General features: G+C 72.7%; 13 protein-coding genes and 1 pseudogene. 9 read left to right on the top strand and 5 right to left on the bottom strand.

From position 1 onward, the window contains the following. The coding region (locus UWG_RS0103285) for a metal ABC transporter permease (RefSeq protein ID WP_193386403.1) at nt 1–235 on the bottom strand (235 nt) is incomplete at its 3' end. A 45-nt stretch (nt 236–280) separates the two neighbouring features. Between UWG_RS0103285 and aztA the strand changes: the two genes are divergently transcribed. The 4 genes from aztA to UWG_RS0103260 all read left to right on the top strand — a co-directional run bounded on the left by aztA (nt 281) and on the right by UWG_RS0103260 (nt 2,735). Beyond that, nucleotides 281–1,003: a zinc ABC transporter ATP-binding protein AztA gene (gene aztA / locus UWG_RS0103280; protein ID WP_016905778.1), complete on the top strand. Its 723-nt coding sequence runs from the start codon at nt 281–283 to the stop codon at nt 1,001–1,003. Between the two features lie 136 nt (nt 1,004–1,139). Next, nucleotides 1,140–1,304 carry a 50S ribosomal protein L33 gene (rpmG, locus tag UWG_RS0103270; protein WP_016905776.1) on the top strand — a complete coding sequence of 55 codons (165 nt, stop codon included), beginning with the start codon at nt 1,140–1,142 and terminating at the stop codon, nt 1,302–1,304. Between the two features lie 22 nt (nt 1,305–1,326). Beyond that, entirely contained in the window at nt 1,327–1,581 is a 255-nt protein-coding gene (locus tag UWG_RS0103265; protein ID WP_016905775.1) for a type B 50S ribosomal protein L31, read from the top strand. Then, a complete protein-coding gene (locus UWG_RS0103260; RefSeq protein ID WP_016905774.1) occupies nt 1,581–2,735 on the top strand; it encodes a CobW family GTP-binding protein in 1,155 nt (384 codons plus the stop codon). Before UWG_RS0103265 ends, UWG_RS0103260 begins: the two co-directional genes overlap by 1 nt. A 100-nt stretch (nt 2,736–2,835) precedes the next feature. On the opposite strand, the gene UWG_RS0103255 is transcribed toward UWG_RS0103260, so the two are convergent. Next, the gene (locus tag UWG_RS0103255; protein WP_033195944.1) at nt 2,836–3,504 is read right to left on the bottom strand and encodes a response regulator transcription factor; all 669 of its coding nucleotides are present in this window, start codon (nt 3,502–3,504) and stop codon (nt 2,836–2,838) included. After that, complete coding sequence (locus tag UWG_RS29410; RefSeq protein ID WP_016905772.1) at nt 3,501–5,180, bottom strand: sensor histidine kinase; 1,680 nt, start codon at nt 5,178–5,180, stop codon at nt 3,501–3,503. Before UWG_RS29410 ends, UWG_RS0103255 begins: the two co-directional genes overlap by 4 nt. Here UWG_RS29410 and UWG_RS34075 point away from each other — a divergent pair. Continuing rightward, a pseudogene (locus UWG_RS34075) lies at nt 5,169–5,351 on the top strand (GntT/GntP/DsdX family permease); the annotation flags it as partial. The gene UWG_RS29410 and the pseudogene UWG_RS34075 sit on opposite strands and share 12 nt — an antisense overlap. 184 nt (nt 5,352–5,535) lie before the next feature. On the opposite strand, the gene UWG_RS0103245 reads toward UWG_RS34075, so the two are convergent. Both UWG_RS0103245 and UWG_RS0103240 read right to left on the bottom strand, forming a co-directional pair. Then, nucleotides 5,536–7,890, bottom strand: coding sequence for a penicillin acylase family protein (locus UWG_RS0103245; protein ID WP_237719968.1), 2,355 nt, complete (start codon nt 7,888–7,890; stop codon nt 5,536–5,538). Between the two features lie 414 nt (nt 7,891–8,304). Then, a complete protein-coding gene (locus UWG_RS0103240) occupies nt 8,305–9,504 on the bottom strand; it encodes an FAD-dependent monooxygenase (RefSeq protein WP_016905769.1) in 1,200 nt (399 codons plus the stop codon). Nucleotides 9,505–10,030: 526 nt separating this feature from the next. Here UWG_RS0103240 and UWG_RS29405 point away from each other — a divergent pair. From UWG_RS29405 to UWG_RS29400, 4 genes are all read left to right on the top strand, one after another. Next, the gene (locus UWG_RS29405; RefSeq protein ID WP_033195943.1) at nt 10,031–11,239 is read left to right on the top strand and encodes a glycosyltransferase; all 1,209 of its coding nucleotides are present in this window, start codon (nt 10,031–10,033) and stop codon (nt 11,237–11,239) included. A gap of 179 nt (nt 11,240–11,418) precedes the next feature. Continuing rightward, on the top strand, nt 11,419–12,717 hold the full coding sequence (locus UWG_RS0103230; RefSeq protein ID WP_016905767.1) for an exopolysaccharide biosynthesis polyprenyl glycosylphosphotransferase: 1,299 nt from the start codon (nt 11,419–11,421) through the stop codon (nt 12,715–12,717). Further along, complete coding sequence (locus UWG_RS0103225) at nt 12,714–14,093, top strand: O-antigen ligase family protein (protein ID WP_016905766.1); 1,380 nt, start codon at nt 12,714–12,716, stop codon at nt 14,091–14,093. The genes UWG_RS0103230 and UWG_RS0103225 overlap by 4 nt, the downstream gene beginning before the upstream one ends. Beyond that, nucleotides 14,090–15,579: lipid II flippase MurJ (locus UWG_RS29400; RefSeq protein ID WP_016905765.1), on the top strand; the 1,490-nt coding region annotated here is incomplete at its 3' end. The genes UWG_RS0103225 and UWG_RS29400, both read left to right, overlap by 4 nt.

Below are 15,579 nucleotides of genomic sequence, written 5' to 3'. Positions count from 1 at the left end.
CCCCGCAGGCCATGACCCCGGCGCTCACCGCGGCACCGATCAGCAGGTTCCCACCGAGGAGGGAGGCTGCGGCGACCCCGGGGAGCATGCCGTGCGACATCGCGTCGCCGAGGAAGGTCATGCCGCGCAGCACCACCCATGTCCCGGTGAGGGCGCAGATCAGGGAGACGAGGACGCCGCTCCACAAGGCCCGTTGGACGAAGGCCACTTCGAAAGGGCCGGTCAACCACTCCATGGGCCCGGACAGTACAGTGAAAACGATTTTCATGACAACCTGGAGGTGTTCGTGCAACCGCTCATCGAGGAAGCCGGGGTCCGCCTGCGGAACGTGGAGGCCGGCTATCCGCGGCGCCCCGTCCTGCGCCAACTCACCGCCCGGCTACCGGAGTCCGCGGTCACCGCGGTCGTCGGACCGAACGGCTCGGGGAAGTCGACGCTGCTGGGCGTGGTCGCGGGTGTGCTGCCCCACAGCTCGGGCGTCGTGACCCGCGGCGGTCTCGTACGCCCCGGTCTCGTCGTCCAGCGCAGCGCCGTACCGGACTCGCTGCCGCTCACCGTCCGCGGCGCCGTCACCATGGGCCGCTGGGCCCGTCGGGGCCCGTGGCGGCGGCTCACCCGGCACGACCGCTCGGTGGTGGAGCACTCGATGGAACGGCTCGGCATCCGCGACCTGGCCCGCAGACAGCTCGGGGAACTCTCCGGCGGGCAGCGTCAACGCGCGTTCGTGGCCCAGGGGTTGGCCCAGGAGCCCGATCTCTTCCTGCTGGACGAGCCGACGACGGGGCTCGACGCCCGAGCGAAGGACGCCATCCTCGCGGTCCTCGCGGAGGCCGCAGCCGACGGCGCCGCCGTCGTGCAGGCCACGCACGACATGGCGGCGGCCGGCAGCGCGGACCACTGCCTCGTACTCCAGCAGGGGCGGCTCGTCGCCGAGGGGGCTCCGCGCGACGTGCTCACCGACGACAGGCTGCGCCAGGTGTGGGGGCTGCCCGAGGCGGCCTGACCGGGACCGAGGTCAGCACCGTCAAGCGACGGGCCGAGAGCGCGCGTTCGGCGGACGGCGTCTTCGACTCGCACCGCCGCACCGAGCACTGACGCCCGGCGTTGTAGATGAAAACCATTTCCATTAGAGTGTCCGCATGGCACGCAACGAGAGCCGCCCGATCGTCAAGCTCCGCTCGACGGCGGGCACCGGCTACACCTACGTCACGCGCAAGAACCGGCGGAACAATCCCGACCGGCTGACCCTGCGGAAGTTCGACCCCGTGGCCCGGCGGCACGTCGACTTCCGCGAAGAACGCTGACCAACGACCCGAAGGAGCAGCCGTGAAGCCCGGAATCCACCCCCCGTACGGCCCGGTCGTCTTCCGCGACAAGGCCGCAGGCCATGCCTTCCTCACGCGCTCGACGCGCACCAGCGACACGACCATCACCTGGGAGGACGGCAACACCTACCCGGTCATCGACGTGGAGATCTCCGCGGCGAGCCACCCCTTCTACACCGGCGCGGCCCGCGTCGTGGACACCGCAGGACGCGTCGAGCGGTTCGAGCGCCGCTACGGTCGGCGCGGAGGCCGGTGATGCCGAGTCCCTCCGCCCTCCCCGTCGTCCTCGTCGCGGGGATGCACGCCGAAGCGCGCCGGGCGACCGTGGAGCGGCTGCTGCTCTCGGTGCCGGGCAGCATCGCCCTCCACCACGACCCCTCCTGGTCCGACGACGGCAGGGTGCGCCGCTCGCTGCGCGACGCCGTGGGCCCCGTGTCGCACGACGACATCGCCCGCGTCAACGGCTGTGCCTGCTGCGCCGTTCGCGAGGACGTCGTCCCCGCACTCGGACGGCTCGCCGAGGCGCGGGCGCACACCCTCGCCGTCGTCGAGCTGTGGGACGCGGTCGAGCCCCAGGCGATGGCCGAGACGATCGCCGCGCGCGCCGGGGGCACGCTCCGGCTCGCCAACGTCGTCACGGCTGTGGACCCGGCGCTCGTCCTGCCCTGCCTCGCCAACAGCGACGACCTGCTGGACGCCGGACTCGGGCTCACCGCGAGCGATCAGCGCACCGTCGCCGACACCTGGGCACGGCAGGCCGAGTACCCGCAGGTCCTCGCGCTGGCGCCGGGCGGCGATGCCGACGCCGAGGACCGGGCCCTTCTGCGTCAACTGCACCCACTCGCCGTGCAGTTGCCGAACGACTCTGCCGAGCTGGCCCGCGCCGCCTTCGCCGACTTCGACGTCGACGCGGCCGCCGACGCACAGCACCCGTCGTGCGCACGGCTGCCCCAGGACTGCGACAAGGCCGGGGTGGCCACCCGCGTATGGCGACGGCGGCGCCCCTTCCACCCCGAGCGGCTCTACACGGCGCTGGAGGACCTGACCTGCGCGGCGATCCGCAGCAGGGGGCGCTTCTGGCTCGCCGACCGGCCCGACACCCTGCTCTCGTGGGAAGCGGCCGGCGGCGCCCTGCGCGTGAGCCGGGTCGGCTCCTGGCTCGCCTCGCTGCCGGACGCGGCCTGGGAGACCGCCTCACCGGCGCGCCGTGCCGCCGCGTCCCTCGACTGGCATCCCGAGCACGGCGACCGGTGCCAGCACCTCGTCTTCACCTCTCCCGGCCTCGACGGCGAGAGCCTCGAAGAGCTGCTCGACTCCTGCCTGTTGACCGACACCGAGTACGCGGCCGGACGTGACGCGTGGCACCGGTTGCGGGGCCCGTTCGACGGCCTTCTCGATCCGGTCGGTTGAAGACCCCGCAGGGGAACGGAAGTTCCGGCGTCGCAGCCGGTCGGCCGAAGGTGCGCGCACCACGGCCGACTGCCCCGTCGACCAGGCCGGTCGGTCCCGGTCACACCGGCCTGTACTCCTGCTCGGGCCGCCCGGCCGCGCCGTACCGCAGGCGCATGCGCAGCACTCCGCGGCCGACCATGTCGGCGAGGTACCGCTGAGCGGTCGCACGGGAGACGCCGACGTGTGCCGCGACCTCGCCTGCCGAGAGCGCCCCCGCCGCCTCCTCCACGGCGGAGAGGACGAGTTGCCTCGTGACGGTCTGCGCCGTGGCGGGTTGGGCGCGGACGCGCCCCGACCCCCGCAGGGCGTCGAGGGCCTGGTCGACCGCCGACTGGTCGAGGCCGTCCGACTCGGTCAACTCTCTGAACCGTGCGTAGGCGCGCAGCCGCCCGGTCAGCGCGGCGGGCGGGAACGGCTTGACGAGGTACGCGAGGGCGCCTGCCGACAGCGCCGCACGGACCGCCCGGCCCTCGGCCGCAGCGCTGAGGACCATGGTGTCGCACGACAGCTCGTGCAGCAGCGCGAGCCCTGAACGGTCCGGCAGGTAGAGGTCGACGAGGACGAGGTCGACGGAACCCTCGGCAACCGAGCGCAGGGCTGCCTCCGCCGAGTGCGCGGTGCCGGCCGAGGCGAAGCCGGGCGTCTCGTCGACGAGCGAGGCGTGCAGGGCGGCCACGCGGAAGTCGTCGTCCACGGAGAGCACCCGCAACGGGGTTCGGCTGCTCATCCGGCACCGCCTCCGGGTCCTGCGGCCCGGCCGGCACCGCGCCCGGACGGCGGGCGGCGAGGCGCGACGAATGCGGTGTCCGACACGGCGTCCTCCTCCGGAGCGTGGCCCAGCACGTCGGGCAGCCGCGCGACGAAGACCGCGCCGCCGGTGACGCGGTCCGCCTCGACCGGCGCGACGGGCGGACGCGGGCCGTCCCCGGGCGGGGAGCCGCGCTCGGTGAGCCGCACGTCGCCGCCCCTCGCCCTCGCGATCTGGCGGATGAGCGGCAGGCCGGCGCCGCGCCCGCCGAGCACCTGTGCCTGGTCCTTCGTCGAGACACCCTCGGCGAAGAGGCCGTCCGCGACCTCGGTGCGGACCCCGTCCCCGCTGTCGGCGACCGTGACGAGCAACTCCGCGCCCTGCGCGATGAGTTCGACCTCCACGCGGCGCGGGCGGCGGTTGCCGTCGTGCGCGGCGTCGATGGCGTTGTCGAGGAGGTTGCCCACCACGGTGGTCACGTCGACCGGTGCGGTGACCCGGTTCTCCACCCGGGTCACGCCGCCGAGGACCAGCGTCACCCCGCGCTCGCGCGCAGCGGCCGCCTTGGCGGAGAGGAAGGCCCGCAGGAAGGAGTCCTGGATCGAGGCGAGTTCCGGGAGGGACTCGCCGAACGCTCCGGAGCCGATCAGCGCGTCGAGGTATTCCGACGCCTCTCGTGTACTGTCCGTGTGCACCAGCCCGGAGAGCACGTGCAGCCGGTTGGCGAACTCGTGGCGCTGGGCGCGGAGCGCGGAACTCATCGTCCGCACGGCGTCCAACTGCCGTGTCAACGACTCGGCATCGGTCCGGTCGGCGACCGTCAGCAGCACGCCGAGGTGCCTGCCGTCCTTCTCGACCGGGCGTGCGGAGAGCACCAGCACCCGCTCCCCCACGACAGCCATCACCGGCCGCCCGCCGGCCTTCTCGATCGTCTCCCGCACCCTCGCCGTGAGGCCGAGGGCCTCGAGTCGCCTGCCTGGCTCGGCCGCGGAGCTCAGCAGCGCGCGCACCTCGTCGTTGGCGACGGTGACCACACCGCGTGCGTCCAGCGCGAGGACCCCCTCGCCGATACCGTGCAGCACCGCTTCCTGTTCCTGGACGAGAGCGGCGAGCTGGTCGGGTTCGAGACCGAGGGTCAGCCTCTTCCAGCGGCGAGCGAGCAGCACGGAGGCGGCGAAGCCGACGACGAGCCAGCCCAGTCCGCCGAGCAGCACACGCAGGAGCTGCCCGCGCACGGCCGACGCGGAGACACCGACGCTGGCCTCCCCCACCACCTGCCGCGACCCCGGCGCTCTCACCGGCGCCTTCGCCACGACCTCCTCGCCCGAGTGGGCCCGGTGCCTGGCGAGTTCCTCCCGTCCGGAGAGCGCGGTCGACGGGCTGGTGCCCACCCGCCTCCCCGACTCGGCGGTGTCCGGGTGCGCGAGCCGGATGCCTTCGTCGTCGGTGACGACGACGAAGAGCGACCCCGTGGACCCGCGCACCGCTTCGGCCTTCTTGCGCACCCCGGTGCCCGCGAGCGCGGCGCCGCTTCCGCGGGCACCGCCTCCCGGCCGCTTGTTCGCCGCCGACCGGTCCGCCACGGCCTCCCGTACGGCCGGCTCGCTCGCGACGGCACGGGCGACGACGAGCGCGCGCTGCTGGTGCTCCCGCACGAGGCACTGGTCGCTGTCGTAGGCGAAGGCGCCGGTGGAGGCGTCGGGAGTTCGCTGCTCGTGGTCGCGATCGGCGCCGGCTCGATCGGGCTCAACTACGTGAACCGCGCCGGGTTCTGGCTGGTGAAGGAGTCGTTCGGGATGACTCTCGGCCAGGCCACCAAGTCCCACACGATGATCCAGACCCTCGTCAGCGTCTGCGGACTGCTCATGACCCTCCTCCTCTCGCTCTTCGTCCGAGAAGCAGGGCACGTCACGGAAGCCGACCGCCCGCCGCGGCCCTCGACCGGTCTCCGTGCGCTCCGGCTCGGAGCACGGGATCGGCCGAAGGCCGCGGCGACGGGCGGCGTCCGCGTCAGTCCCGGGCGGGCAGCAGCAGCATGCGGCGCTCGGCGATGCGCTCCACCGCGTCCCGGCTGTAGGCGAGGGGGAAGTACTCGCCGGTGCGCCACCGTTCGGCGAGGTCGCGGTAGTGCGGGTCGTCCGGGTTGCCGGACTGCCCCGGCGTGTTCACCGCCACCGAGGAGTCCCAGTCGCCCACGTCCAGGACCATCCGGAACGACGGCCCGTTGGTCTGCCGGAAGTCGCTGGTCCGGTACGACGACTGGCTGACGGTGTCGGGGGACCCGCCGCGCGGCAGCGGGCCGACGTCGAAACGGGACCGCTCGTCCTCGCTGAACGCAGCCGACGCCGGGTGTCCGAAGAAGGTGTGGTGGAGCTTGCCCCACTGCCAGGACGCCTCTCCGCGGCCCAGCCGGTCGCGCAGCTCGGCCTGGGCCGATTTCAGGGTGTCCAGCAGCAGGCGGTCGCGCGCCGCCTCGTCCGGCAGCCACCGGCCGGGCTTCTCCAACTCGCCGAGCAGCACGAGGGTGTCGGCGTCCTCGATGATCCCGGCGGCCTGCGGCACCGCCGCCCGTACGAACCCCGGGCCGAGGTGCTTGGAGAGCCACACCTCGAAGAGTGCCGCCGCGCCCGAGTCGGCCGCTTCGACGGCGTCCCAGTCGCGCAGCAGGCGCAGGGCGCGGCGCAGGTCGGGTTCTTTGCTCTGCAAGCCGGCGAGCAGGGCGGTCAACCTGCGTGCCGGGATGGACAGTTGGTCGTTCTGCAACGTCTGCGAGTCGGCGAGGGTGTGCCTGCGCTGCTTGGAGAGGACCTCCACGATCCGCTGGTGGCGGAACGGGTTGGTCCACTCGTAGCCCAACCCCATGTCCCGGTACTCGGGCGGGAGATTGAACTGGTTGGCGGTGGCGAAGAATCCCGCGTCCGGGTTGAGCTTGCGCGGCAGGTCGTCGCCCGAGTAGAAGCCGTCCCACTCGTAGCGGCCGTCGCCCGGCACCGGGAGCAGACCGTCGTAGCCGACGCGCTTGGGCGCCAGGCCGCCGGGGACCCAGCCGATGTTGCCGTCCGTGTCGGCGTAGATCTGGTTCTCCGTGGGCGCGCCCCAGTTGCGCATCGCCTCGGTGAACTCGTCGAAGTTGCGTGCCCGCATGTAGGCGACGCTGCCGAAGTACGGGGACATGCCCGGCTCCAGCCACGCGGTACGCACCGCGTACGCCAGGTTCCGCTGCTCGTCGACATGGATCACCGGGCCGTGCCGGGTGAAGGTCAGCTCGACCGTACGCTCGCCCTCGCCCTCCACGGCGACCTGCTCGCGGAGGACCTCCATCGACTCCCAGTCGTCCCCGTACCGGTAGCGGCGGTGGTCGTCGGGGGCCAACTCGTAGACGTACAGGTCCTCCTGGTCTATCGGGAAGATCGTGAGGCCGAAGGCGACGGTGCCGTTGTGGCCGATGGATATCCCCGGGAGCGCGGGCTCTCCCGCGCCGATGACGTCGAGCCCCGGTGCGCTCAGGTGCGCCAGGTAGCGCAGCGACGGTGCGGAGTAGGCGCGGTGCGGGTCGTTGGCGAGGATCGGTCGCCCGGTGTCGGTGCGGTCTCCGCTGATCACCCAGTTGTTGCTGCCCTCGGTGGACCGGTCGCGGGCGGTGGCGCGGATCTTCCCCTGTGCGAACTCCACGTTCTGCGTGGCCAGTTCGAAGACCTTGAGCACGTCCTCGGGCAGCGCGCACGGGTCGAAGCCGTCCGGCACCGCCACCTCGTGGTCCGGTTGCAGCCCCTGACGGACGAGATCGGCCTCCACCCCGGCGGCGCAGGCGACTCGGGCGCGCTCGACTTCGCCCGTGAGGTTGCGGGTCAGGCCGTGGCTGCGGATGCGGACCACGTCCTCCGCCTCCCAGCGGGCCGGACGGTAGCCGAGGAGCCCGAACTCGTCGGGGATTCGGTCCGGGTGGGCGTCGAGCCAGTCGAGGTACGCGTTGATCCCGGCGACGAACCGGGTCGCGATCTTCTTCGCGTCCGACGAGTAGCGGGCCCACTCGGTGTCCATGTCCCCGCGGTACAGGAACAGCCGGGTGGCGCGGTCCTGCTGCACGTAGTCGGGGCCGAGCACCTCGGCGAGCTTTCCCAGGCCGCGGCGGCGCCAGAGATCGATCTGGAAGAGCCGCTCGCGGGCCGCGTTGAAGCCCTGCGCGAGGAAGACGTCGTCCTCGTTGCGTGCGTAGAGGTGCGGCACGCCGTAGCGGTCCTCGATCAACTCCACCGGCTCGCGCAACCCTGCGACGCGGAACCGCTGTTGACGCGGCTGCGACTCCGCGCTCGCCGGCACCTGCCCCAACGCCTGCGACCCGGCGACCCCTGCCGCTGTGGCCACGAGCGCGTGTCTGCGGGAGAACCGTATCCGGCTGACGTCCACTGGAACCTCCACGTTGATCGACAGGACGAGTTGTAACGCGGGAACAAGTGATCCACAAGGTCGCGGAGGGTGCCGTCTCGCCCGGCACGCGTGAGGGCTCGGCCGTGGAGCCGACGTCCAGCCGTCCTTCGGCACCCGAACCGTCGGGCGGCTGGCGGCAGTCGGTACGCGTGCGGTGCGGCCTGCTGAGTACCGTGCCGCGGTGGCAGCGGAGCAGCCGCGCGGCCCGCCCCGCCGATGCCGACAGCCAAGCCGGCCGCGGCCCACCGGTCGTTCTGCCGAAAGCCGGGCGCCGCAGGCTTGTTGGAATTGCCCGGTTCAAGTCCCCGCACGCCTCGTGGACTTCGTGACGGACATCCGCCCGCTGCTGGGTCAGGCGCGAGAGTGCAAAGTCCGTGCGAGCCTCGGGCCGAGCCAGCGCTTGAACCGGCGGAGCGTCTCGAGCCGCTCGGCCGCCTGGTTGATCCGGTAGTAGAGCTGGGGCGGCACGTAGGGAAGCAGCGGCGAGTGCCGTTGGCCGAGGAGCGCGAACATGCGGTCCGGCGCGAGGTCGACGTAGCGCGGGAGGTTCTCGTACCACTGGGCGCTGTAGCGGGCCGCGCTCTGGACGGAGAGCAGAGCGAACGTCCTTTCCTGCTGGTAGCGAGCGAGCGCGGACTCCGTTTCCGAGTTCTCGCGCAGGGCGTCCGCCAGCGCGATGGCGTCCTCGAGCGCGAGTGTCGTTCCCGCGCCGATCGAATAGTGCGTGGTGTGCGCCGCGTCGCCCATCAGTACCAGGTTGTCCCGGTACCAGGTCCGGTTGGTCAGCGTGCGGAATTTCAGCCACTGCGCGCCCCCGCCGGTCTCCGCCCGGCCGATCAGACGGTGCCCGTCCAACGGTTCGGCGAAGAGCCGCTCCAGCAGGGCCAGCCCTTCCGCGTGACTCGCCTCGTGAAGTCCCAGTCCCGCCCAGGTCTTCGGGGAGCACTCGACGATCAGGGTGCTGTGCTCGGCACTGAACCCGTACGCGTAGCACCACACCCAGCCGTGCGGGGTCTCGACGAAGGCGAAGGTGAAGGAGTCGAACACCTTCGTGGTACCGAGCCAGGCGTAGGTGTTGTTCCCGACGGTGACCTCCGTACCGAAGTGGCCGGAGTGGCGTGCCCGCAGTCTGCTGTTGATTCCGTCGCAGGCGATGACGAGGTCGGCGCCGGGGAAGTCCGCCTCGTCGGTGATCTCACGCCCGAACTCCAGGCGTACGCCGAGGGCTCTGGCCCGCCTCGCGAGAACGTCGAGCAGGCGCCGGCGGCTGATGGCGAAGCCCTCGTCCCCGCGGTGCACCGTTCTGCGGTCGCGCACGTATGCGATCCCGTCGCACCAGCGGACCGAGTTCTCGCGGACGGCGAGCGCGGACGCCGGATCGTTGCCGTGGAGGCTGTCGAACAGATCGCCCCAGTAGGTGACCCCCCAGCCGTAGGTCGAACCGGCCGCGTTCCGCTCGTAAACCGTGATGTCGTGCGCGGGGTTCTGCAGCTTCATCAGGATCGAGAAATACAGGCCGGCGGGGCCGCCACCGACGCAGACGAGTTTCACGACACTCCCTGTGACCGCTGAGGGCGTTTTCCGGCCGGTCAAGGTAGCAGCGGGTCGTGCGACGCACCGTGATATCGACTTCGGAATTCCCTTTGCCCACGTGTCGGCCGAATCGACACATCAGCATACGAGCTGCCGGCGAGCGCGGCGCTCACCTCATTCCTGCTCTTCCCCGGGGTATCGGGACACGAATGGGTGCCCGACTACTCAGTGAATCGGAAGAACCATTGAGAGTGGCGCACGGGCGCCGGCGCTCTGCTTGTCACAGTTGTCCGCCGAGGAGACAAAGCGGAATCCTCGCCGGCTCCGGAGAACCCATGGCTGCGCAAGGCACGGCAGACCTGCCACGGAACTCCCGGGGCCGCGCCGCTCGGCGGAGTGGGAATCCGCTTCCGGAAGCGAAACCGTGCGACGCGCCCCTCCCCCGGTGCAGACGGCGCCTCGGCCGGTACGGCTTCCGGGCCGACGAGTGACGCTGATTTTTCAACGGGGCCTGAACCGGCCGGGGCACGGAGGAGATGTTCGGGTGGTGTCACAGCGCAGGGGTCCCGGAGGCCGGCTCACCGTCCTTCACCTGTCACAGCCTGTCGAGGGAGGCGTGGCGAGGGTCGTCACCGATCTGGCCCGAGCACAGATGCGGCAGGGGTTGCGCGTGGTCGTCGCGTGCCCTCGAGACGGCAGCCTGCCCCGGTCGATCGCGGCGCTGGGTGCGGAGGTGCGGCACTGGGATGCACGGAGAGGACCCGGCCGCTCGGTGCCGGCCGAGACGTGGACGGCTCACCGACTGATCAAGCAGGTCGGCCCCGATGTGGTGCACGCGCACAGTGCCAAGGCCGGACTGGCCGGCCGGCTCGCGCTGCGCGGACGGCTGCCCACCGTTTATCAGCCGCACGCCTGGTCGTTCGCGGCCGTCGAGGGGCCGACCGCCCGACTCGCCCTCGCCTGGGAACGGCACGCCGCGCGCTGGGCGGACCGGGTGCTGTGCGTCAGCGACGAGGAACAGCGTACCGGCGAGCGCTGCGGCATTCCGGCGGCCTGGGCCGTCGTCCGCAACGGCGTCGATCCGGACTCCTTCCCCACCTTCCCGATCGCCTCCCCGGCCGAGGAGAGCAGCGCCTCGCAGCGCGCCGCGTGCCGGAGGAGCCTGCCCGCGCTGTCCGGTGTGCCCTTGGAGGCGCCGCTCGTGGTGTGCGTCGGGCGGCTCTGCCGGCAGAAGGGACAGCGCGACCTGCTGCGGGCCTGGCGGCGGATCGCGGAGCAAGTGCCCGACGCCTGGCTGGCGTTGGTCGGCGACGGACCCGACAGGCCGGCGCTGACCCAGCCGCTGCACGACCGGGTGCGGTTCGCCGGCGCCGTCGAGGACGCCAGCCCCTGGTACGCGGCGGCGGATCTGGCGGTACAACCTTCGCTCTGGGAGGGCATGGCGCTCACGCCCCTGGAGGCGATGGCCTGCGGCCGGCCCGTGGTCCTCACCGACGTCGGCGGTGGGCGGGAGTGCCTACCACCGGGCCAGGAGGTCGAGTGCCTCGTACCGCCCGGCGACCCGGAGGCCCTCGCGACCGCGGTCACGGGACTCCTCCGGGCCCCTCGTCTGCGTGCGTACCTCGGGGAGGCGGCGCAGAAGCACGTACGAGCGGAATGCGACGTGCAGCGGACGACATCGGCGGTGCGGCGGCTGTACGGCGAGTTGCTCGGCGCCGGTGCGCACACGACAGAGAAGTGGACGGCGCGGTGACGACGAGGAGCGCGGAGGACAGACCGAGCGACGCATCCGTGGTTCCCCCGCGGGGCGCGGCCGGAGCGGCACCCGCCGCGGCGCCCTCCCTTCCGCAGGCGGACCCGGGGACGCGCTTGAGCTTCCTGGCGCGTCACCGACGCCGGCACCGTGGGGCGGCGCTGCTGGGCGGAGCGGACGTGAGTACCTGCGTCGTCGTCGCACTGGTCTTCGGCGGACTCGAAACGGCTCCCCTGCTGCTCGGCCCCGTGGTGTGCGGCACCCTGGCGCTCAACGCCCGGGCCGGGCTGTACCGGCCGGGTCTCGAGGCGTACGCGCTGGAGGAGCTGCCCGCGCTGCTGTCGCGGGCAGCCGTGGTCTGGTGCGCGGCGACCGGCCTCCTCGCGTCCTTCCTCCCGGCCGGGCCCAGCCTGCCGGTCCTGGCCGGGGCCGTCGTCTCGACCGGCGTGCTCGCCGGCACGGCGCGGGCCGTGGTCCACGGGAGCCGCAGGCGGCGGGCCCGGAAGCGGCCACGCCCCGCTCTCGTCGTCGGGCACGGCGACGCGGCACGTGCGGTCGCCGCCGTCCTCGCCGCGCATCCCCGGTACGGATTGCGGCCGATCGGCTTCGTCGACCCGCACGCCGGGGACGGCGCCGTCGTCGCTCCGCTGCCGGTCATCACCGCCCCGGAGGACGTCGTCCGGGCGGTCATCCAGAACGAGGTCGGGGACGTGGTCTTCCTCCGTCCCCCCTGGGGGGAGGCGGAAGAAGCCGCACTGGCCCGGCTGTTGGGCGAGCGAGGACTGACCGGATGGCTCATCGGCGCCGGAACCGCGCCGGACGGCCGCTCGGGACCGGCCGGGTCGGCCCACGTGTGGGGGTTCTCGTGCCGGCGCCTCGACCTGGAGCCCGCACGCCTGGTCCGCCGCCGGCGGAAGCGGCTGCTCGACCTCCTCCTCGTGGTACCGGCTCTCGTCGTGGCGGCGCCGCTGCTGGTCGCCTGCGCGCTGGCGGTGCGGCTGTCGGACGGTCCTGGGGTCCTCTTCCGTCAGGAGCGCATCGGCCTGGGGTCGCGCCCCTTCGTGCTGCTGAAGTTCCGTTCGCTGCGCCCCGCCGACGAGTGGGAGTCGGCGACGCGCTGGAGCGTCGCGGACGACGCGCGGATGAGCAGGGTCGGCAGAGTACTGCGGCGTACCTCACTGGACGAGTTGCCACAGCTCTGGAACGTACTGCGCGGCGACATGAGCCTCGTCGGCCCCCGGCCCGAACGGCTGCACTTCGTGGAGCAGTTCAGCCGGCGGCTGCCCGGCTACGCCGACCGGCACCGCGCTCCGGCCGGGATCACCGGCCTGGCCCAGGTACACGGCCTCCGGGGCGACACCTCGATCGAGGACCGGGCGCGCTTGGACAACCACTACATCGACACCTGGTCCCTGCGACAGGACCTGCAGATCCTGTGCCGGACCGCCGCGTCCGCCTTCCGCCAGGAGGGGGCGTGAGCGCGGAGTCCGCGGCCCCGCAGGTCCTGCCCCGTCCGGCGGTCCGCGGGCGGCTGTCGCCCGCGAGCCTGCGACGTCCGCGCTGGACACCGGTCGCCCCCGTGCTCGCCACGGTGCTGGTGCTGTGCGCGCCGGTCCCCACCGGTGACGTGGCCGCCCCGGGCGGTGTGACCTTCGCCGACGGGGCCTCCGTGCTGCTGGTGGCATGGTGCGGCGTGAGGCTGCTGCGCGGCAGGGGCGGCCCGCTGACACCCCTGGGCGCGCTCGTGTTCGGCGCGCCCACCGTGGCGTTCGCGGTGGCGACCGCCGCGTCGGCCGACCCGTCCGTCAGTCTGCCGGGGTTCCTGCGGAGTCTGCAGATCTTCGTGCTCGTCCCCCTCGCCGTCCTGCTCGTCCTCCGCGACGCCCGCGACTTCCGGCTGCTCTGCGGCGCTCTGGTGCTGCTGGCCCTGGTGCAGGGCGGCGTCGGCGTCGTGCAGAACGTCACCGGGACGGGAGCCTCCTTCGGCGGCCAGACCATCCGCGCGGTGGGCACGTTCGGACCTCTCGACGTGATGGGGATGGCGACCGTCGTGTCTTACGGTCTGGTGGCGGCGGTCGCGCTGGGGCTCGGGGCCCGCGAGCGGACACCGCGGGGGCTGCGTGCTGCCGCGCTCTGCGCCGCGGCAGCGCTCGTGGTGCCGCTGATCCTTTCCTACAGCCGGGGGGCGTGGATCGCGACGGCCGCGGCGTGCACGGTCGTGCTCTTCCTGTCGGGTGCCCGCAGAGCCGTACTCGTCCTCGCCGCGCTCACCGCGGGTGCCGTCGTGATGATCGGTGGCTTCGGGGTCGGCTCGGCTCAGGTGGGCGAGCGCTTCGCCAGCATCACCGACGTCTCGTCGGCGCCCGACCGTTCCGTGGACGACCGCTACAGCCTCTGGTCGGCCGCGACCGCGATGTGGCGGGACGAGCCCGCGACGGGCGTCGGTCCGAAGAACTTCGCGTCCCATCGCGACAGCCACGCCCCCCTGGGCCTCTCCTCGGGAAGCGACACGGAGGGCGCGGGGCACGGCTTCCAGCGGGAGCCGCTGCTCTCGCCCCACAACATGTACCTGCTCCTCCTCAGCGAGCAGGGCCTGATCGGTCTGACGGCGGTAGCGGGCGGCTGGGTGGCACTGCTGGTCGTGGGCGTGCGCCGGCACCGCGAGGCACGGTCGGCGGGAGCTCGCGACTGCGGCCTGGCCGCCGTCGGCCTGCTGGTATGGCAGACGGTCGACTTCCTGTACGCCGACATCGGGGGGCCCTCGACCGTACTGACCGCCGTGGCCCTCGGCATGGCCGCCTGGTGGGCCCTGTGTCCCTCGCCGGCCGTCGACGACGAGGCGGCAGCACGATGACGGACATGCATGCCGCGCCCACCGAGCCGGGGCCGCAGTCGACGGGAGGCGGAGGAGCCGGTGCGGACGGCCCCCGGCGGACCGGCCGGTTCCTCGCGAGGGCGGCGGCCGTCACCGCGGCGCTCACAGCGGCCGGCTCGCTCTGCGGCCTGCTGCGCGACCAGGTCATCGCCCAGCTCTTCGGCGCCGACGCCGGCACCGACGCCTTCCTCGTCGCCTGGACGGTTCCCGAACTGGCGTCGACGCTGCTCATCGAGGACGCCATGGCCCTCGTCCTGGTCCCCGCCTTCAGCGTCGCGCTGTCCCTGCGGGAAACCGGCCACCGCGGAGGCACCTCGCTCACGCCCGGGCCCGATCCCGTGCGGGAGCTGGTGCGGACGACGCTGCCACGGCTGTCGCTGTGGCTCGCGGGAGCCGGCGTCGCGCTGGCACTGGCCGCACCGTTCCTGGTGCGGGCCATGGCGCCGGGCCTTACCGAACCGGGCACGGCCGTCGACTGCATGCGCCTCGTCTCGCTGAACGTGGTGACGTTCGGTGCCGCCGGATACTGCAGCGCTCTGCTGCGCGCCCACCGTCACTTCGTCGCTCCGGCGGCCATCTACGTCACCTACAACGCGGCGATCATCGCCTCCATGCTCGCCGGTCACTCGGTGTGGGGGGTGCGGTCCGCCGCCGTCGGCGTGGCGGTGGGAGGGGCGCTGATGGTTGCGGTGCAACTGCCCGCCTTCTTCCGGCTGTTGCCCGCGGTGCGCCGGGACCGGAACTCCGCGGGCCTCCGGCGCCGGCAGGGGGCGGCGAACCTCACGCTGCTCAGCTTCGGGGTGCTCGCGCCGGTGACGGTCTTCGCACTCAGCCGCCAGGCGCAGGTCTTCTACGAGCGCTTCCTCGCCTCCTCGCTGCCGGCAGGCGCCATCTCGCACCTCAACTACGCGCAGAAGGTCGCGCAGATGCCGATGGTGCTCTCCCTCATGGTGTGCACGGTCACCTTTCCGGTCGTGGCACGTGCCATGGCCGACGGGAAACCGGAGCGGGCACGCCGGCGTGTGGAGCGAGACCTAGGGCTAGTCGGCGTCGTGGTGCTGCTGGGCACGGCGTACGTCGTGGCGTGCGCGCCGCAGATCGTGCAACTCCTCTTCGAGAGGGGCGAGTTCGGGCCTCGGGACACGGCCGACACGGCTTCGGTGATGCGCGTCTACAGCTGCGGACTGCTGGGGCACAGCCTGGTCGGTGCGCTCGCCAGGCCGTTCTTCTCCGGGACCCGGCCCGGCTGGTATCCGGCCGTGGCGATGGGCGCGGGGCTGGCCGTCACCGGTGCCGTCGGGGCGGTCACGGTGGGCGCGTGGGGGGTCCACGGCATCGCCGCCGCCAACGCGGCGGGGATCACCAGCACCGCGCTGCTGCTGATGCGCGGCCTGGGCGCACACGTGATCGCCATCGACGTCCGCGCGGTGACGAAGGGGCTCCTACGGCTGTTGCTGGCCGCCGC

It is taken from the genome of Streptomyces xiaopingdaonensis, assembly GCF_000262345.1.
GTDB lineage: Bacteria > Actinomycetota > Actinomycetes > Streptomycetales > Streptomycetaceae > Streptomyces > Streptomyces xiaopingdaonensis.
Note: the sequence above shows the minus strand (reverse complement) of the source record. Positions and strands in the feature narration are given on the sequence as shown.

Coding starts and splice junctions, on each gene's coding strand:
- rpmG (WP_016905776.1), top strand. CDS start 1,140: ATGGCACGCAACGAGAGCCGCCCGATCGTCAAGCTCCGCTCGACGGCG.
- UWG_RS0103260 (WP_016905774.1), top strand. CDS start 1,581: ATGCCGAGTCCCTCCGCCCTCCCCGTCGTCCTCGTCGCGGGGATGCAC.
- UWG_RS0103255 (WP_033195944.1), bottom strand. CDS start 3,504: ATGAGCAGCCGAACCCCGTTGCGGGTGCTCTCCGTGGACGACGACTTC.